At 74.3% G+C, this 15,328-nt stretch carries 15 protein-coding genes and 1 tRNA gene; 6 read left to right on the top strand and 10 right to left on the bottom strand.

The genetic code is table 11. The features are described 5' to 3' along the window. Positions 1–39: 39 nt before the first annotated feature. The 3 genes from pgm to ACFXAM_RS17490 all read right to left on the bottom strand — a co-directional run bounded on the left by pgm (position 40) and on the right by ACFXAM_RS17490 (position 2,315). Positions 40–1,692: a phosphoglucomutase (alpha-D-glucose-1,6-bisphosphate-dependent) gene (gene pgm, locus ACFXAM_RS17500; protein ID WP_380292103.1), complete on the bottom strand. Its 1,653-nt coding sequence runs from the start codon at positions 1,690–1,692 to the stop codon at positions 40–42. 139 nt (positions 1,693–1,831) lie between these two features. Continuing rightward, entirely contained in the window at positions 1,832–2,131 is a 300-nt protein-coding gene (locus ACFXAM_RS17495) for a YciI family protein (RefSeq protein ID WP_380292101.1), read from the bottom strand. 104 nt (positions 2,132–2,235) lie between these two features. After that, positions 2,236–2,315 (bottom strand) — tRNA-Tyr (locus ACFXAM_RS17490). Positions 2,316–2,633: 318 nt separating this feature from the next. Here ACFXAM_RS17490 and ACFXAM_RS17485 point away from each other — a divergent pair. Both ACFXAM_RS17485 and ACFXAM_RS17480 read left to right on the top strand, forming a co-directional pair. Then, on the top strand, positions 2,634–4,160 hold the full coding sequence (locus tag ACFXAM_RS17485; protein WP_380292099.1) for an FAD-binding protein: 1,527 nt from the start codon (positions 2,634–2,636) through the stop codon (positions 4,158–4,160). Between the two features lie 133 nt (positions 4,161–4,293). Next, positions 4,294–4,680: an ArsR/SmtB family transcription factor gene (locus ACFXAM_RS17480; protein ID WP_380292097.1), complete on the top strand. Its 387-nt coding sequence runs from the start codon at positions 4,294–4,296 to the stop codon at positions 4,678–4,680. A 29-nt stretch (positions 4,681–4,709) separates the two neighbouring features. Here ACFXAM_RS17480 and ACFXAM_RS17475 read toward each other — a convergent pair whose 3' ends face one another. Beyond that, the gene (locus ACFXAM_RS17475; RefSeq protein ID WP_380292095.1) at positions 4,710–5,189 is read right to left on the bottom strand and encodes a ricin-type beta-trefoil lectin domain protein; all 480 of its coding nucleotides are present in this window, start codon (positions 5,187–5,189) and stop codon (positions 4,710–4,712) included. A 283-nt stretch (positions 5,190–5,472) separates the two neighbouring features. Continuing rightward, positions 5,473–6,879 carry an MFS transporter gene (locus ACFXAM_RS17470; RefSeq protein ID WP_380292093.1) on the bottom strand — a complete coding sequence of 469 codons (1,407 nt, stop codon included), beginning with the start codon at positions 6,877–6,879 and terminating at the stop codon, positions 5,473–5,475. A 280-nt stretch (positions 6,880–7,159) separates the two neighbouring features. On the opposite strand from ACFXAM_RS17470, the gene ACFXAM_RS17465 reads away from it, so the two are divergent. Next, entirely contained in the window at positions 7,160–8,473 is a 1,314-nt protein-coding gene (locus ACFXAM_RS17465) for a serine hydrolase domain-containing protein (RefSeq protein WP_380292091.1), read from the top strand. 34 nt (positions 8,474–8,507) lie between these two features. Here ACFXAM_RS17465 and ACFXAM_RS17460 read toward each other — a convergent pair whose 3' ends face one another. From ACFXAM_RS17460 to ACFXAM_RS17445, 4 genes are read right to left on the bottom strand one after another with little or no spacing between them, the layout of a single operon-like run. Next, positions 8,508–9,230 (bottom strand): HD domain-containing protein, encoded by a 723-nt coding sequence (locus tag ACFXAM_RS17460; RefSeq protein WP_380292089.1) that lies wholly within the window; start codon positions 9,228–9,230, stop codon positions 8,508–8,510. After that, entirely contained in the window at positions 9,227–10,447 is a 1,221-nt protein-coding gene (locus tag ACFXAM_RS17455; RefSeq protein WP_380292087.1) for an MFS transporter, read from the bottom strand. Before ACFXAM_RS17455 ends, ACFXAM_RS17460 begins: the two co-directional genes overlap by 4 nt. A 59-nt stretch (positions 10,448–10,506) precedes the next feature. Continuing rightward, positions 10,507–10,980: an RrF2 family transcriptional regulator gene (locus ACFXAM_RS17450; RefSeq protein ID WP_380292105.1), complete on the bottom strand. Its 474-nt coding sequence runs from the start codon at positions 10,978–10,980 to the stop codon at positions 10,507–10,509. A gap of 16 nt (positions 10,981–10,996) precedes the next feature. Then, a complete protein-coding gene (locus ACFXAM_RS17445; protein WP_380292085.1) occupies positions 10,997–11,971 on the bottom strand; it encodes a helix-turn-helix domain-containing protein in 975 nt (324 codons plus the stop codon). A gap of 101 nt (positions 11,972–12,072) precedes the next feature. On the opposite strand from ACFXAM_RS17445, the gene ACFXAM_RS17440 reads away from it, so the two are divergent. From ACFXAM_RS17440 to ACFXAM_RS17430, 3 genes are all read left to right on the top strand, one after another. Then, positions 12,073–13,104, top strand: coding sequence for a saccharopine dehydrogenase NADP-binding domain-containing protein (locus tag ACFXAM_RS17440; protein ID WP_380292083.1), 1,032 nt, complete (start codon positions 12,073–12,075; stop codon positions 13,102–13,104). A gap of 36 nt (positions 13,105–13,140) precedes the next feature. After that, positions 13,141–13,716 carry a TetR/AcrR family transcriptional regulator gene (locus tag ACFXAM_RS17435; RefSeq protein WP_380292081.1) on the top strand — a complete coding sequence of 192 codons (576 nt, stop codon included), beginning with the start codon at positions 13,141–13,143 and terminating at the stop codon, positions 13,714–13,716. An 82-nt stretch (positions 13,717–13,798) separates the two neighbouring features. Continuing rightward, positions 13,799–14,587, top strand: coding sequence for an oxidoreductase (locus tag ACFXAM_RS17430; RefSeq protein WP_380292079.1), 789 nt, complete (start codon positions 13,799–13,801; stop codon positions 14,585–14,587). 30 nt (positions 14,588–14,617) lie between these two features. On the opposite strand, the gene ACFXAM_RS17425 is transcribed toward ACFXAM_RS17430, so the two are convergent. Then, entirely contained in the window at positions 14,618–15,157 is a 540-nt protein-coding gene (locus ACFXAM_RS17425; protein ID WP_380292077.1) for a hypothetical protein, read from the bottom strand. Positions 15,158–15,328 lie beyond the last annotated feature (171 nt).

Here is a 15,328-nt window from a genome sequence, read left to right as displayed (position 1 = left end):
GGGTCACCCGCCGGGCGCGGCCGCCGCAGCGTGCGCGGGTCAGCCGTTGGCCGGACCGGCGAGCACCCCGTTCACCAGCGTGCGGGCCTCCTCCTGGACCCGGGCCAGGTGCTCGGGGCCGTGGAAGGACTCGGCGTAGATCTTGTAGACGTCCTCGGTCCCGGAGGGACGCGCGGCGAACCAGGCGTTCTCGGTGCACACCTTGATGCCGCCGATGGCCGCGCCGTTGCCCGGGGCCTCGGTGAGCACCGCGGTGACCGGCTCGCCCGCGAGGTCCCCGGCCGTGACCTGCTCGGCCGACAGCCGGGACAGCAGCGCCTTCTGCTCACGGTCCGCCGGAGCGTCCACCCGGGCGTACGAGGGCGCGCCGAAGCGGTCGGTGAGGTCGCGGTAGTACTCGCTGGGAGTGCGGCCGGTCACGGCGGTGATCTCGGCGGCGAGCAGCGCGAGCAGGATGCCGTCCTTGTCGGTGGTCCACACCCCGCCGTCGCGGCGCAGGAAGGACGCCCCGGCCGACTCCTCGCCGCCGAAGGCGATCGAGCCCTCCAGCAGGCCGTCGACGAACCACTTGAAACCCACCGGCACCTCGACCAGCTCGCGCTTCAGGTCGGCGGCGACCCGGTCGAGCATCGAGGAGGACACCAGCGTCTTGCCGACGGCCGCGTCGGCGGGCCACTCGGCGCGGTGGCGGTAGAGGTAGTCGACGGCGACCGCGAGGTAGTGGTTGGGGTTCATCAGGCCGCCGTCCGGGGTGACGATGCCGTGCCGGTCGGCGTCGGCGTCGTTGCCGGTGGCGATGGCGTACTCGTCGCGGCGGGAGATCAGCGAGGCCATCGCGGAGGGCGAGGAGCAGTCCATCCGGATCTTGCCGTCCCAGTCCAGCGTCATGAAGCGCCAGGTCGGGTCGGTGACCGGGTTGACGACGGTCAGGTCGAGGCGGTGGGTCTCGGCGATCCGGCCCCAGTAGGCGACGGAGGCGCCGCCGAGCGGGTCGGCGCCGATCCGCAGACCGGCCGCGCGGACGGCGTCCAGGTCGAGGACGGAGACCAGGTCCTCGGTGTAGGCGGTGAGGTAGTCGTGGCGGCCGGTGGTGGCCGCGGCCAGGGCGCGCGCGTAGGGGACCCGCTTGACGCCGCGCAGGCCCTCGCGGATCAGGGCGTTGGCGCGGTCCTGGATCCAGCCGGTGGCCTCCGAGCCGGCCGGGCCGCCGCTCGGCGGGTTGTACTTGAAGCCGCCGTCGCGGGGCGGGTTGTGCGAGGGGGTGACGACGATGCCGTCGGCGAGCGAGTGCGGGTTGCGCCGGTTGTGGGTCAGGATCGCGTGCGAGACGGCGGGGGTCGGGGTGTAGCCGTCGGCGCTGTCCAGCAGGACGGTCACGCCGTTGGCCGCCAGCACCTCGACCGCGGTGGCCTGCGCGGGCTCCGACAGCGCGTGGGTGTCGGCGCCGAGGAACAGCGGGCCGGTGATGCCCTCCGCGGCGCGGTACTCGCAGATCGCCTGGGTGGTGGCGGCGATGTGGTCCTCGTTGAACGCGGCGTCCAGCGAGGAGCCCCGGTGGCCGGAGGTGCCGAACGCGACCCGCTGGCCGGGCTCCTCCGGGTCCGGGTGCAGCGTGTAGTACGCCGTCACCAGCCGCGCCACGTCCACCAGGTCGCCCGGCTGCGCCGGCTGCCCGGCCCGTGCGTGTGCCATCGTCTACTCCCACTGGATTTCTCGCCGTGCGCCGGCCCGTGGCCCGACGCTTCCTTGCCCCGTGCTCACCGATCGTAGCCAGTGCACGACCGGTCGCCGAACCGGGGCGGCCCCGTCCGGGTAGCGGGCGGCCGGGTGCTCAGGCGGGGAGCTGCTGCCGGTGGGCTTCCAGGGCGGGCGCGACGCCGGTGGCGAGGAACTCCGTCACCCGGTACGCCACCAGGCCCTCGACGGCGAACGGGTCGGTGGCCGCGAGCGCCTCGATCGCCGCCCGGTCCTCCCCCGCCGCGAGGATGACGCCGCCGTCGCGGGGCACCTTGCGGCCGGAGGCGAGGAAGGTGCCGTTCCCGTAGTGGCGGCCGAGCCACTCGACGTGGGCGGGCAGCAGCGCGTCGATGCGGTCCAGCGGCGCGGTGTAGGTCAGCTCCAGGACGAACATGCGGCCGAGCCTATCCGGTCCCGGTCCGGGGCGGTCCGGTGGCGGCCCGGGGCCGGAAGCGCACCGCCCCGGGCCGTGGGTACGGCCCGGGGCGGTCACCGAGGTGGGCGAGGATGGATTCGAACCACCACAGCCGAAGCGGGGGCTTTACAGGCCCTTGGGCTCTCCCAGGCCCAGCTCGCCCTCGGTTGTCGTTCCTTGATCCCGACGACTCCACTCTCCCTCGATCACCGGGGCCGGACAACCGGATTTCCGGCCACCGCGCCCGTCCGCCCGTGCCCGGACGGTCCGCCGTTCCCGCTGGCCACCGCGTCGGGGCCGGGGCCGGGAGGTGTCCGGATCTTGTCCCCACCGCCCGACGTGGTGTAGACCGCTCCCCACCCCGACCCGACGGCGGACCGGACGGACCGTCACCGAAGTGTTCAGGTCGGGCCTATTGCGCGTGTACGTGCCGCCTGCGATACAACACTGCTCATATGACGATTGATCGGAGATTTCTGTAATGAGCAACTCAGCCCTGCCCCGCCGCAGTGTGATCGTCGGCGCGGCGGCCACCGTCGTCGGCTGGAACACCGTCGGCCGCTCCTGGGCCGTCGGGGCGGCCGACGCCGGCACCGCCGAGACCCCGGCCGGGGCACCCGCCGGCGCGGCCGACGCCACGTTCGCCGCACTGCCCCGGCTGGACGGGACCCTGGTGGCCGACGCCGGGACGCTCGCCCGGTTCGGCGGGGACTTCGGGCACCTGGTGACCTCCGCGCCGCGCGCCGTCCTGCACCCGGGCTCGGTGGGCGACGTCGCCACGCTGGTCGCCTTCGCCCATCGCCACCGCATCCCGGTCGCGATGAACGGCCAGAGCGGCACCGGCGCGACCGGGCTGGAGTCGCACTCCAGCTACGGCCAGGCCGCCGCCCGCGGCGGCGTCGCGATCGACGCCCGCGCGCTGAACCGGATCGTCCGGATCACCCCCGGCCGCGCCGTGGTCGAGGCGGGCGTCACCTGGGCGCAGCTGACCGACGCCGCGCTCGCCCAGGGCTGGATGCCGCCCACCCTGACGGACTACCTGCACCTGTCGGTCGGCGGCACGCTGAGCGTCGGCGGCATCGGCGGCGGTGTGCAGCGGTACGGCTTCCAGACGGACACGGTCGAGTCGGTGGACGTGGTCACCGGCACCGGCCGGCTGGTGACAGCCTCGGCGAGCACCAACCGCGAGCTGTTCGAGGCCGTGCTCGGCGGCGGCGGGCAGGCCGGCCTCATCGTCCGGGCCACCCTGCGCCTGGTGCGGGCCCACGAGCGGGCGCTGGTGCTCAACCTCTTCTACGACGACCTGGCCGACTACCTCGCGGACCAGCGGAAGCTGATGCTGGAGCGGCGCTTCGACCTGCACGTCGGCGATGTCTCGCGCAACGCCGCCGGGACCGGCTGGCGCTACAAGGTGGAGGGCGTCGTCCACTACGACGGCACCGCCGCGCCGGACCGGGCCGCGCTGGTGCGCGGCCTGCGCTGCGTGGCGGCCGACACCACGTTCCTGGACCAGACCGCACGCGAGTACGCGTTCCGGGTGGACGCCTTCGCCGGGTACCTGCAGTCGGCCGGACTCTGGTCGCAGCCCAAGCCGTGGCTGAGCCTGTTCCTGCCCGCGTCGACCACCGAAGCGTTCATGCGCGAGGCCACCGCGCTGCTGACGCCGGAGGACCTGGGCGCCGGCCTGCTGCTCTTCTACCCGTTCCGCACCGAGGTGTTCACCCGGCCGATGACCGTGATGCCGGAGGAGCCGGTCGGCTTCCACTTCGACCTGCTGTCGTTCCCGTTCCCGGGCGCCGACCACGCCGCCGCGCTGCGGCGCAACCGCCGGCTGTACGACCTGGCGGTGTCGCTGGGCGGCAAGCGCTACCTGATCGGCGCGATCCCGGACGTCACGCGCACCGAGTGGCGCCGCCACTACGGCGCCCAGTGGGGGCGCGCGGTGGCCGCCAAGCACCGCTTCGACCCGGCCGGGATCCTCACCCCCGGCCAGGGCATCCACTCCTGACCCCGCACGCCCGACACCCGTCCGCCGCACCCCGCCCGTGGTTCACGGGGGTGCGGCGGACGGGCGGCACACCAGGCGGTGCGGGCCGACGGCGGCCTGGGGCTCCCGTCAACCCTCGCGTTACGGTGGGGCCATGAGCTACCGCCACCCCGCCCGCGAGCAGATCCGGATCGAACACGTCCTGACCGCCCTCGGCAACCCGGTCCGCCTCTCCGCCGTCCGCGTCCTCGACGGCGGCGGGTCGCACAACTGCGGGAGCGTGCTCACCGCGATCGGCATCACCGCCAAGTCGACGATGACCCACCACTGGCGGGTGCTGCGCGACAGCGGCGTCATCCACCAGCAGCCCTCCGGCCGGGAGAACCTGCTGCGCCTGCGCCGCGACGATCTCGACGCCCGCTACCCGGGCCTCCTCGACGCCGTCCTCTCCGGCGCCCGCGAGGACGAACGCCAGGAGGAACGCCAGGAGGAACGGCAGGACGAACCGCACGAGGCACGCCGGGACCCGGCCGCCGGCTGACGTGCGAACGCGGACCACCCGCGGGCGTGTCAGACGAGCGCCAGGCTGATCTGGTCGTTGAAGACCACCCAGTGCTGACCGCGGTCGTTGACGTCGCACGGCTTCACCGAGACGTTCGGGGTGCCCCAGGCGTCGGCCAGGCAGTAGGCCGGCGCGAAGGTGAGGGAGATCTGCTGGCCCGAGACGGTCCAGTACTGCCCCTGGTCGGTGGGGTCGCAGGGCTTGGTCGAGAGGTTCGGGCTTCCCCAGGCGTTGGCCAGACAGTAGGCCCGCGCATTGCTGAGCGAGATCTGCTGGCCCGCGAGCGTCCAGTGCTGGCCCTGGTCGTTGGCGTCGCACGGCTTCGTGGAGACGTTCGGGGTGCCCCAGGCGTCGGCCAGGCAGTAGCGGCCGGGGATGCGCGGGGACGGCGTGGCGGTGTCGGACGCCCCCGCCTGACCGGTCGGCAGGAAGGACGCCGTCAGCGCCAGCGCGGCGACGGCGAGGGTCTTGCGGAGTGCGACGGCCATGGGGGTGGGCTCCGTTCTCTCACGGTGGGAGGGCATGCGACGCACGCGCCATCAGGGGGGATTCGTCGGCTCGGGCCCGAGCGCACGGTCATTGGTAGCACCGATCGCCGGCCGGCGACCGGATCCGAGCGGCGCGTTCATCCGAATGCGTGGCGGACCGCGCCGCACCCTGACTCCGACGGTCAGTCAGGTTGACGCCCTGGACGCCGATTTGCTTCCTCCACAGCCATGACCAGCCCTGCCGTTGATGATTGACGCATCGTCACTCCGCGACGGGCGACGCTCAGCCGGCGGCGCGCGCCGGACGCAGGGTCAGCGCGAGCAGCAGGCCCAGCAGCATCCCCGCCGCCGTGAGCAGGACCACCAGGAACCCGCCGTCCGCCGTGGCGCGGGCCAGCTCCCCGGCGCCCGGCCCGTCGGCGCCCGCGTCGGCGACGGCGGTGAACAGTGCGAGGCCGATCGCGTTGCCGAGGTTCATGGTGGTCGACGCCGCGCCCCCGGCGATGCCCTGCTCATGGGCGGCGGTCCCGGCGGCCGCCGCGATCCACATGGCCGTCCAGACCACGCCCTGGCCGACCCCGGAGACCACCAGCCCGGGCAGCAGCGCGAGGTAGCCGGCCTCGGCGTCGAACCCCGCGGCCAGCACCGCGGTCCCGGCGGCGCCGACCGCGAACCCGCCGAGCAGGGTGGGCCGCAGCCCGGCCCGGGTGGTCAGCCGCTCGCCGAGCTGGGTACCGGCGGCGATGGCCAGCGAGGGGGCGAGGAAGGCGAGCCCGGTCTGCAGCGCGCTGTAGCCGTGCACGCTCTGCAGGAGGACGGTGAGGAAGTACGGCAGGACGCCGAAGGTGGCCATGTAGAGGAAGGTGATCGCCGCACCGGCGCTCAGGCTGCGGTTGCGGAACAGCCGGAACGGCATCAGCGGGTCGGCACTGCGGGTCTCGATGACGCCGAAGGCGGCGAGCAGGACGAGCGAGGCCGCCAGGGTGCCGAGGATCCACGGATCGGCCCAGCCGCGCTCGGGACCCTCGACCAGGGCGAAGACCAGCAGGGTGGCACCCGCGGTCACGGTCAGCGCCCCCGGCAGGTCGAAGCGGCGGCGCCCGCCGCGCGCCGGGTCGGGCGGGATCACGAACACCGCAGCGACCGCGACGGCCCCGGCGAGCGGCACGTTGACGAAGAACACGGCGGGCCAGCCGAACCCCTCCGTCAGCACCCCGCCGAGCAGGGCGCCCAGGGTCAGTCCGCTGGCGCCCGCCCCGCCCCACACCGCGAGCGCGCGGTTGCGCCGCGGCCCCTCCTCGAACAGCGTGTTGACCAGCGAGAGGATCGACGGGAGCAGCAGCGCCCCGCCGACCCCCTGGACGATGCGGGCGCCCACGATCAGCTCGGGCGACCGGGCCAGCCCGCCGGCCAGCGAGGACAGCGCGTAGAGCACGAGCGCCCCGATGAACACCCGCCGCCGCCCGAGCAGATCGCAGGCGCGGCCGCCGAGCAGCAGGAAGCCCCCGGCGAAGACGACGTAGGCGCTGACCACGAGTTGCTGGGTCTGGCCGGGGAAGCCGAGGTCGGTGCCGATCTCGGGCAGGGCGACGAAGACGATGTTGAGGTCCAGGGCGAACACGGTCTGCCCCAGGGCCAGCAGGAACAGCGTCCAGCCCGGGCGGGCGGGACCGATCGGTGTCACGGGCATGCGAAGGTACTCCTCGATCTCGGTGAGGCCGCGGCATCTGACGGTACGTATATTCACGTACGATCGAACGATCGGGCAACACCGGTCCGTCCCGGCGCCACGGCCGGCGTCCCTGCCAGCGGGAACGGCCGAGTCAAGCCACCTGGCGATGATTTGATCCGGCGTCACCTCCCCCGCCGGTGCACGGCGACGGCCACCGGAGGAGGACGCGCGGGGCGTACGGCCGATGCGATCGTGGTGCCGACGGCCCGGGGCCGCCGGGCGGGAAGGGGCGGGCACCATGACCATCGTTCAGGCTCGGACGTCGCACCTGCGCGACCGGCTGGGGACGCGGCTCGCCGCCGTCGCCCTGGCCGGGGCCACCGTCCTCGCCCTCGCCCCGGCGGCGGTGGCGGCGGACGCGCCGGCCGCCGGAACCGGGTCCACGGCGGAACGTCGTCCGCGCGTCGACGGACAGCAGGAGCTGCGGGACCTCGTGGACCACGGCGGGATGACCGCCGCGCTCGCCGAGATCCGCATCGCCGGCCGCTCCCCGTGGCGCGGCGCCGCCGGGACCGCCGACCTGGCCACCGGGCAGCCGGCCGGGCCGGACGGCCGGTTCCGGATCGGCAGCGTGACCAAGACCTTCGTGTCGACGGTCGTCCTCCAACTGGTCGGCGAGGGCCGGCTCCGGCTGGACGACCCGGTCGAGCGCCATCTGCCGGGCGTCGTGCCGAACGGCGCGGCGATCACCGTCCGGCAGCTGCTCAACCACACCAGCGGCCTGTTCAACTACACGGACGACGAGCGCTTCCAGATCAGGAGCGAGGCGGACCTCCAGGACTTTGTGTACGGGACGTGGCGCTACCGGGACTACCAGCCGCAGCAGTTGGCCGCGGTCTCCGCCGAGCACCCGCCGTACTTCGCGCCCGGGCAGGGCTGGCACTACTCCAACACCAACTACGTCCTCGCCGGCATGATCATCCGGAAGGTCACCGGGCACACCTGGCAGCGCGAGGTCGAGCGCCGGATCGTCCGGCCGCTGCACCTGGACGACACCCTGTTCCCGGGCTCCGGGACCGGCTTCGGCGGCCCCCACGCCCACGCGTACGTCGACATGCCGACCGGCCCCGCCGACGTCACCCGGCTCAACCCCAGCCTCGTGGACGCGGCCGGCAACGGCATCTCCACCACCGCCGACCTCGACCGCTTCCACGCCGCCCTGTTCGGCGGCAGGCTGCTGCGCCCGGCCGAGATGGCCGCCCTGACGGACACCGTGCCGACCACCATCGACGGCGGCCGGTACGGACTCGGCGTGCTCCGGCTCGACCTGGGCGAGGGCTGCGAGCCGGCCTGGGGCCACGACGGCAGCCTCCCCGGCTGGAGCACCCTGCTGCTGGGCAGCCGCGACGGGCGCCGGCAGTTCGCCCTGTCGCACAACCCGTTCCTGGGCAAGGACACCTCGGCGAGCGGTCAGCCGATCGGCTCGCTGATCGTCAAGACCCTCTGCGACCCGCCGGCCGGCGCGACCGCCCTCGCGGCCCCGCCGTCGCTGCCGCCCCTCCCCCTCACCGGCCCCGACCTCCGCCTCGACCGGACGCCGGCCACCCGCTGACGCCGCCCCGCCCCCCGGGCCGGCGGGAGAAGCCTCACGGCTGCGGCGCGGGCCCGAGCGGCTCGCAACCACCCGGGACCCGGTCCCGGCCCGCGGTCGGCGGGTCGGACCGGTAGCCCTCGTAGTCGTTCCACCCCGCCGATCGGGCGAGCTGTTCCCAGCTCGGCCAGGTCCCGCCGGACGCTTGCCGGACGAGTTCGCCCTGCATCGTGAACGGCGGGGCCTTCCGGGGGTTTTCGCGGGCCTGGCCGACGACGGCGTCGTGCAGGACCGCCGCCGCGTGCAGGCGTGGGAACGTCCGGTGGACGCGGTCCGCGTATCCGGGCGGGAGCTTCTCCGGCGCACCACCCAGGTCGAAGCCCGCGCCCACGGCGACGAGGGCGATCTCCGGGCGCTTCCGCTCGGCGAGTTCGCGGTCCATGTGCAACGCGATCGCGTCCCACACCACCTCCGCGCGGTCCGCCGCCACCCCCTCCCCCGTCAGGAAGCGGACGGCGAGGTCGGCGCCGTCCAGCTCGAACCGCTGGTCGCCGTTGCCCTCCGTGCTGAGCCCGCAGTCGTGCAGGATGCAGGCCAGGAAGAGCAGTTCGTCGTCGTAGTCGTGGTCCGCCCGCAGACCGCGCCGCTCGCCGAGGAGGCGTCCGTAGAGGTACGTCCGCACGCTGTGGTGGAAGAGCGCGGCGGGCAGCAGGCCCCGGGCGTAGGTCAGGGTGCGGCGCGCGAGACCGGTGGTCGGGAGCGCCAGGTCGTCGGTCATGAGCTCGGGGTCCGTTCTCCTGCCGTCAGCAGCAGGTAGGCAAGGGCGACGAGTGCCAGGCCGGCGGCCGTCGCGTACATCGTGGTCGCCCCCGGCCCGGCTGTCAGGCCGCCGACCAACGTACCCGAGCCGATCCCTCCGTAGATCGCCGAGGAGTTCAGCGCGACCACCAACGGGGCCTCGCCGGGAGCGGCCGCGATCAGGCGGTGTTGCTGTGGCGGGGTCTGGCACCAACTGCCCGCGCCCCAGGCGATCATGAGCAGTCCGACCGGCACCGGTGCGCGCGTCCCGCTCGCGGCCAGGGCGCCGAGGCCGGCCAGGCCCCCGGCCATCACCAGGTAGCCCGCCGTCAGCACCCTGACGCCGCCGAGGCGGTCGGTGGCGAGGCCGGCCGCGAGGTTGCCGAGGACCGCGCCGACGCCGTACAGGGCCAGCGCCCACGACGCGCCCCCGGCCGTCAGGCCGACCGCCGCCAGGGCCGGGACGCTGTACGCGTACACCGTGTACGCCGCCGCCATGCCGAGCACGGTCAGCGGCAGGATCGCCCGTACCGCCGGGCGGCGCAGCACGGCGAGGCGTGCGCGCAGGGGGACGGGCGGGCCGCCCGGCAGGGACGGCAGCAGCACGGCGACGGCCCCCGCGACCAGCACCGCCAGCCCCGCCACCGCGCCGAGCGCCCAGCGCCAGCCCGTCCACTGCCCGGCCAGGCCGCCGAGCGGTACGCCGAGGGCCGTGGCCACGGTCAGCCCGCCCACCACCGCGGCCAGCGCCCGGGCCCGGCGCTCCGGGCGGACCAGGAACGCGGCGACGGCGCCGGCGTTGGGGGTGAACGCCGCCGCGGCGGCCGCGGCGGCGATGCGGGAGGCGAGCAGCACGGCGAGGTCCGGCGCGAGGGCGGAGGCGAGGTTGGCGGCGCCGAGGCCGAGGAGCGCGCCGACCAGCAGGCGGCGGCGCGGCAGCCGGGCGGTCAGGGTGGCGAGCACCGGGGAGAGCAGCGCGTACGCCGCCGCGAAGACGGTGACGGCCTGTCCGGCGGTGGCCGTGGAGACGCCGAGGTCGACGGCGAGTTCGGGCAGGAAGCCGGCCACCACGAAGGCGTCGGTGCCGACGGCGAAGGTGCCGAGCGCCAGCACCGGCACGGCCCTCGGCGCGGCACCGGACCTCGGCGGGACCTCGGCCCTCGGCGGGACCTCGGACCCTAACGAGACATCGGACATCCCGATTCCCCTCCCGGAAGGGGCCCGGCCGCCCGGCCGGGCCCGTGATCGACGTGCGGTCAGGAGCCGAGGCGCTCGTGGTACCGGCGGATCCGGTCCGGGGCGCCGGCCGGGCTGACGGCGAGCAGGTCGGCGATCGTCTGCGCGGCCAGCTCCCGTCGCCAGGCGAGTTCGGCGCGCCGCATCGCCCCCGCGACGCCGCAGGGCTCGGCGAACTCCCCCGCACGCGCCTCCACGCCCGCGCCCCGCTGCCGGATCTCGGTGCAGCGGAACGCCTCGGTCGTCCCCTCGACGGCCGCGACGACGTCCATCAGGGTGATCCGCTCGGGCGCCCGCCCCAGCCGGTACCCGCCGCGCGCGCCCGCCACCGAGGCCAGCACCCCGGCCCGCACCAGCGGCTGCAGCCGCTTCTTCAGGTACACCGGTGGCAGCTCGAAGATCTCCGCCAGCCGCCCGGCCGGGATCGGCGCCTGCTCGTCGAGCCACGCCAGCGCCAGACAGCAGTGCAGCCCCCACTCGACGCCTTCGCCCATCAGCACAATCGGGATACTACCCGTCCCGATATTCCCCGTCACCCCGTCGCCGGAAGGTGCGGCGGTAGGTGTCCGGCGGAACCCCGACCGTGCGGTGGAAGTGGCGGCGCAGCGTGGTCGCCGTGCCCAGGCCCGAGGCCGCGGCGATGCCGTCGACGCTGTCGTCCGTCGTCTCCAGCAGTTCCTGCGCGCGGCGGATCCGCTGCGTCAGCAGCCACTGCAGCGGGGTGGTGCCGGTCACCGCGCGGAAGTGGCGGCCCAGGTGGCGCGAGCTCATGTTCGCCCGGCGGGCGAGGTCCTCCACGGTGAGCGGCAGGTCCAGCCGCCGCATGATCCAGGGAAGCAGCTCGGCCAGCGGGTGGCCGTCCCGGGCGGGCACCGGGGTGACGACGAACTGGGCCTGGCCGCCGGCCCGGTGGGGCGGCACGACCAGGCGGCGGGCGACCACGTTGGCGACCGCCGAACCGTGGTCGCGGCGGACCAGGTGCAGGCACAGGTCCATGGCCGCGGTCTTGCCCGCGGAGGTGAGCACGGTGCCGTTGTCGACGTAGAGCACGTCCGGGTCGACCTTCACCCGGGGGTAGCGCGCGGCCAGCTGCCCGGTGTGCGCCCAGTGCGTGGTGGCGTGCAGCCCGTCCAGCAGCCCGGCGGCGGCGAGCACGAAGACGCCCGTGCACAGGGAGACCACCCGGGCGCCCGCCTCGTGGGCCGCGCGCACCGCCTCGACGAGCTCGGCCGGCGGCTCGCCGTCGACCTCCGCCAGGGCGGGGACGATCACGGTGCCGGCGTGCGCCAGGCGGTCGAGCCCGCAGTCCGGCTCCAGCAGGAACCGGCCGGCCCGGACGGCCCGGGTGCCGCACAGGCTGACGTCGTACCAGGGGCCCGGCACGGCGTCCGGGGGCGAGCCGAAGACCTCGTAGGCCAGGGCCAGCTCGAAGTGCAGCATCCCGTCGGTGGTGGCGATCGCGACGGAGCGCGGGACCGGACTCATGTCCGGAAGTGTACGGCTCATGGCGTTCCGGACACTGGGCTCCGGTCGGCGGCCGGGACAGGATCTCCTCGGCGGATCACTTCGAGGACGTGGGAGCGGACATGGAACCGGGTCGGAACGTGGCGGTGTACGGGGCCTACGGGCACACCGGGCGGTTCGTGGTCGCGGAACTGCACGAGCGCGGGTACCGCCCGCTGCTCGCCGGTCGCGCCCCGGACAGGCTGCTGGCACTGGCGCAGGCGCGGCCGGGCTCCGAGGCGCGCCGGGCGTCGGTCGACGATCCGGCCTCGCTCGACCGCGCGCTGGACGGCGCGGCCGCCGTGATCAACTGCGCCGGCCCCTTCGCCACGACCGCCGCCCCGCTGGTGGAGGCGGCGCTGCGGGCCGGCATCCCGTACGTCGACGTGGCCGCCGAGATCGAGGCGAACCTCGACACCTTCGCGCGCTTCGCACGGCGCGCCGTCGCCGCCGGCACCGTGGTGGTCCCGGCGATGGCCTTCTTCGGCGCCCTCGGCGACCTGCTGGTGACCACCGCGCTGGGCGACCGGACGGCCGCGGACGAGGCGCACATCGCCTACGGACTGAGCAGTTGGCACCCCACCGCCGGAACGCTCGCGGCGGGCGCGGTCTCGGCCCGGCGGCGGGGCGGGCGCCGGGTCCGCTACACCGGCGGCCGGCTGGAGCACCACGACGACGCCCTGCCGCTCCTGGAGTGGCCCTTCCCGGCTCCGCTGGGCCCGCGCAGCGTCCTCGGGGAGTTCACCATGGCGGACGTCGTCACCGTCCCCAGCCACCTGACCGTTCCGGAGGTGCGCACCTACATGACGGCGCGGGCGGCCGCGGACCTGTCCGCTCCCGGCGCTCCGGCACCGGCCGCCGTCGACGGGCGCGGCCGCTCCGCGCAGACCTTCGTGGTCGACGTCCTCGTCCGCTCCGGCGGCGCGGAACGCCGTGCGAGCGCCGCCGGCCGGGACATCTACGCCGTCAGCGCGCCGCTCGCGGTGGAGGCCGTCGACCGCATCCTCACCGGGCGGACCAGGGCCGCCGGCGTCGTCTCCGCGGGTGCGGTCTTCGACGCCCCGGACTTCCTGCGCTCGCTGTCCGCCCACCTCTCGCTGCGACTGCCCGAGTAGTTGACCCCGAGGTCAAATAATCACTACGGTGGCCGCATGGGCAGGCCGAGGAGCTTCGATGCGGACGTGGTCGTCGCGCGGGCGATGGACACGTTCTGGACCAAGGGCTACGGCGACACCTCCCCCGCCGACCTGGCCGAGGCGACCAGCGTGGCCAAGGGCAGCCTCTACCACGCCTTCGGCTCCAAGCGCGAGCTCTTCGCCAGGGCGCTGGACCACTACGGCCGGACGGGCACGGCGGCGGCCGAGGAGTTCCTCTCCCGGCCGGGCACCGCCAGGGAACGGATCCACGCGTACTTCACCCTGCTCGTGGACCTCGACCTGGACGGGCCCGTCCGCCGTGGCTGCCTGGCGCAGAACACGGTCGAGGAGCTCGGCGGGCGGGACGAGGAGGCCACCCGCGCGGCGCACCGCATCGAGGAGCGCATGATCGAGCTGCTCACGGCCCGCATCGAGCGGGGGCAGCGGGAGGGCGACGTCGACCGGGGCGTCGACGCCCCGGCGCAGGCCCTGTTCCTCCAGACCACCCTCGCGGGGCTGCGGGTCATGGCCAGGACCTTCGACCGGCCGGCCCTGCATCGGGTCATCGACACGGCCCTGACGGGCCTCTGAGGCACGGCGCCCGACGTGGCGCCGTTTTTTGCGCCCTAATTTTTGACCTTGAGTTCAAGAATCATCGTGCGAAGGAGAGAACATGGACCTCGGCATCAGCAGGAAGACGGCTCTGGTCACCGGAGCGAGTCGCGGCATCGGCCTCGCGATCGCCCGGACCCTGGCCGCGGAGGGGGTCCGGGTGGTGGGGGCCGCCCGGAGCGTCACCCCCGAACTGGAGGAGGCCGCCGCCGCGACCGTGCGCGTCGACCTGAGCACCCGTGAGGGGGCGCGGTCGGTCGTCCACCAGGCCCTGGAGGCGGTCGGCGGGATCGACTTCCTCGTCAACAACGTCGGCGCCGGCGATCCGGAACAGCTCTCCCTCGGCGGGTTCCTGGACACCGACGACGAGCAGTGGCAGGGGATCTTCGACCTCAACCTGTTCAGCGCGGTGTGGACCACGAAGGCGGCACTGCCGAGCATCCTCGAACGCGGCGGCGCGATCGTGAACATCTCCTCGATCAACGCCCGGATGCCCACCGGTTCGCCGGTCGGCTACGCGGAGGCCAAGGCCGCGCTCACCCAGTTCGGCAAGCGGCTCAGCGAGGAACTGGCGCCGCGCGGGGTCCGCGTGAACACCGTCTCCCCGGGCCCCACGGCCACTCCGCAGTGGACCGACCCGGACCGTCTCGCCGGCAAGGTGGCCGCCGCCTCCGGGGTGAGCCACACCGAACTGCTGGCGAACCTCCCCGGGCAGTTCGCCATCGCCTCCGGGCGCCTCACCGAGCCCGGGGAGGTGGCGGACCTGGTCGCCTTCCTGCTGTCCGAACGCGCCGCCAACATCCACGGCGCCGACCACGTCATCGACGGCGGCACCATCAAGACCGTCTGACGGAGGTTCCCCGGGCCGGCGGGCCGGCGGTCAGTTGTCGTCGGTGACGGCCAGGGCGTCCGTGATCAGACGGGTCGCGAACTCCTGGTCGTCGCCGACGATGCGGTTGATGTGCTCGGCGAGGATGACGGCGGTGGCCTCCAGCGGGTTCAGCTCGGCGCGGGTCCAGTCGCCGTACTGGGCCCGCCAGAGGTTGGGGCTGAGGCCGGTGCCGGCGGCGATCAGGAGGCCGGCCATGGTGGGGACGACCTCGGGGCGGAAGGTGTTGGGCATCATCCGCATGGTGGCGACCAGGGTCGGCACCACGTGCTCGATGACGTCCTTGTCGTGCCGCTCGCAGACCGTCCGCAGCCAGTCCATGTACATGTAGATGAGCGTGCAGACGCCGTCCAGCAGCTCGTCCGCCTCCTCCGGGCCCATCGAGGCCGCGAACTCGTCGGTCAGCCGCTGCTGTTCGGGGTCGACGCCGGTCCTGCCGTCGTAGATGGCCTTGAGCCGGGAGTCCATCACCATGACGGCGGTGCTCACATCGCCGGCGCGGGCGTAGGCGGGGTCACAGGGCGACGACACAGGAGTCCTCCTCGACGGCCGCACCGGGTAGCGGCGCATGTTCGTAGGGTAGTCCTCCCCGGGAGCGCGGTCCGCCTGGGGTCTGTCTCTTGGATTTTGTCGGATCAGGCCGCGGCGTCTGGGTGCGTGCATCGCAAGGCGGAGGAGGGAGCCACTGCGGTGGGGGCACCT

The sequence above is a fragment of the Kitasatospora sp. NPDC059462 genome (assembly GCF_042749955.1).
Lineage (GTDB): Bacteria > Actinomycetota > Actinomycetes > Streptomycetales > Streptomycetaceae > Kitasatospora.
Note: the sequence above shows the minus strand (reverse complement) of the source record. Positions and strands in the feature narration are given on the sequence as shown.

Excerpts from the sequence above, each read along its gene's own strand:
- ACFXAM_RS17480 (WP_380292097.1), top strand. The coding sequence starts at position 4,294 with ATGAGCTACCGCCACCCCGCCCGCGAGCAGATCCGGATCGAACACGTC.
- ACFXAM_RS17485 (WP_380292099.1), top strand. The coding sequence starts at position 2,634 with ATGAGCAACTCAGCCCTGCCCCGCCGCAGTGTGATCGTCGGCGCGGCG.
- ACFXAM_RS17475 (WP_380292095.1), bottom strand. The coding sequence starts at position 5,189 with ATGGCCGTCGCACTCCGCAAGACCCTCGCCGTCGCCGCGCTGGCGCTG.
- ACFXAM_RS17445 (WP_380292085.1), bottom strand. The coding sequence starts at position 11,971 with ATGAGTCCGGTCCCGCGCTCCGTCGCGATCGCCACCACCGACGGGATG.
- ACFXAM_RS17470 (WP_380292093.1), bottom strand. The coding sequence starts at position 6,879 with ATGCCCGTGACACCGATCGGTCCCGCCCGCCCGGGCTGGACGCTGTTC.
- ACFXAM_RS17460 (WP_380292089.1), bottom strand. The coding sequence starts at position 9,230 with ATGACCGACGACCTGGCGCTCCCGACCACCGGTCTCGCGCGCCGCACC.
- ACFXAM_RS17430 (WP_380292079.1), top strand. The coding sequence starts at position 13,799 with ATGGACCTCGGCATCAGCAGGAAGACGGCTCTGGTCACCGGAGCGAGT.
- pgm (WP_380292103.1), bottom strand. The coding sequence starts at position 1,692 with ATGGCACACGCACGGGCCGGGCAGCCGGCGCAGCCGGGCGACCTGGTG.
- ACFXAM_RS17455 (WP_380292087.1), bottom strand. The coding sequence starts at position 10,447 with ATGTCCGATGTCTCGTTAGGGTCCGAGGTCCCGCCGAGGGCCGAGGTC.
- ACFXAM_RS17465 (WP_380292091.1), top strand. The coding sequence starts at position 7,160 with ATGACCATCGTTCAGGCTCGGACGTCGCACCTGCGCGACCGGCTGGGG.
- ACFXAM_RS17435 (WP_380292081.1), top strand. The coding sequence starts at position 13,141 with ATGGGCAGGCCGAGGAGCTTCGATGCGGACGTGGTCGTCGCGCGGGCG.
- ACFXAM_RS17450 (WP_380292105.1), bottom strand. The coding sequence starts at position 10,980 with ATGGGCGAAGGCGTCGAGTGGGGGCTGCACTGCTGTCTGGCGCTGGCG.
- ACFXAM_RS17440 (WP_380292083.1), top strand. The coding sequence starts at position 12,073 with ATGGAACCGGGTCGGAACGTGGCGGTGTACGGGGCCTACGGGCACACC.
- ACFXAM_RS17495 (WP_380292101.1), bottom strand. The coding sequence starts at position 2,131 with ATGTTCGTCCTGGAGCTGACCTACACCGCGCCGCTGGACCGCATCGAC.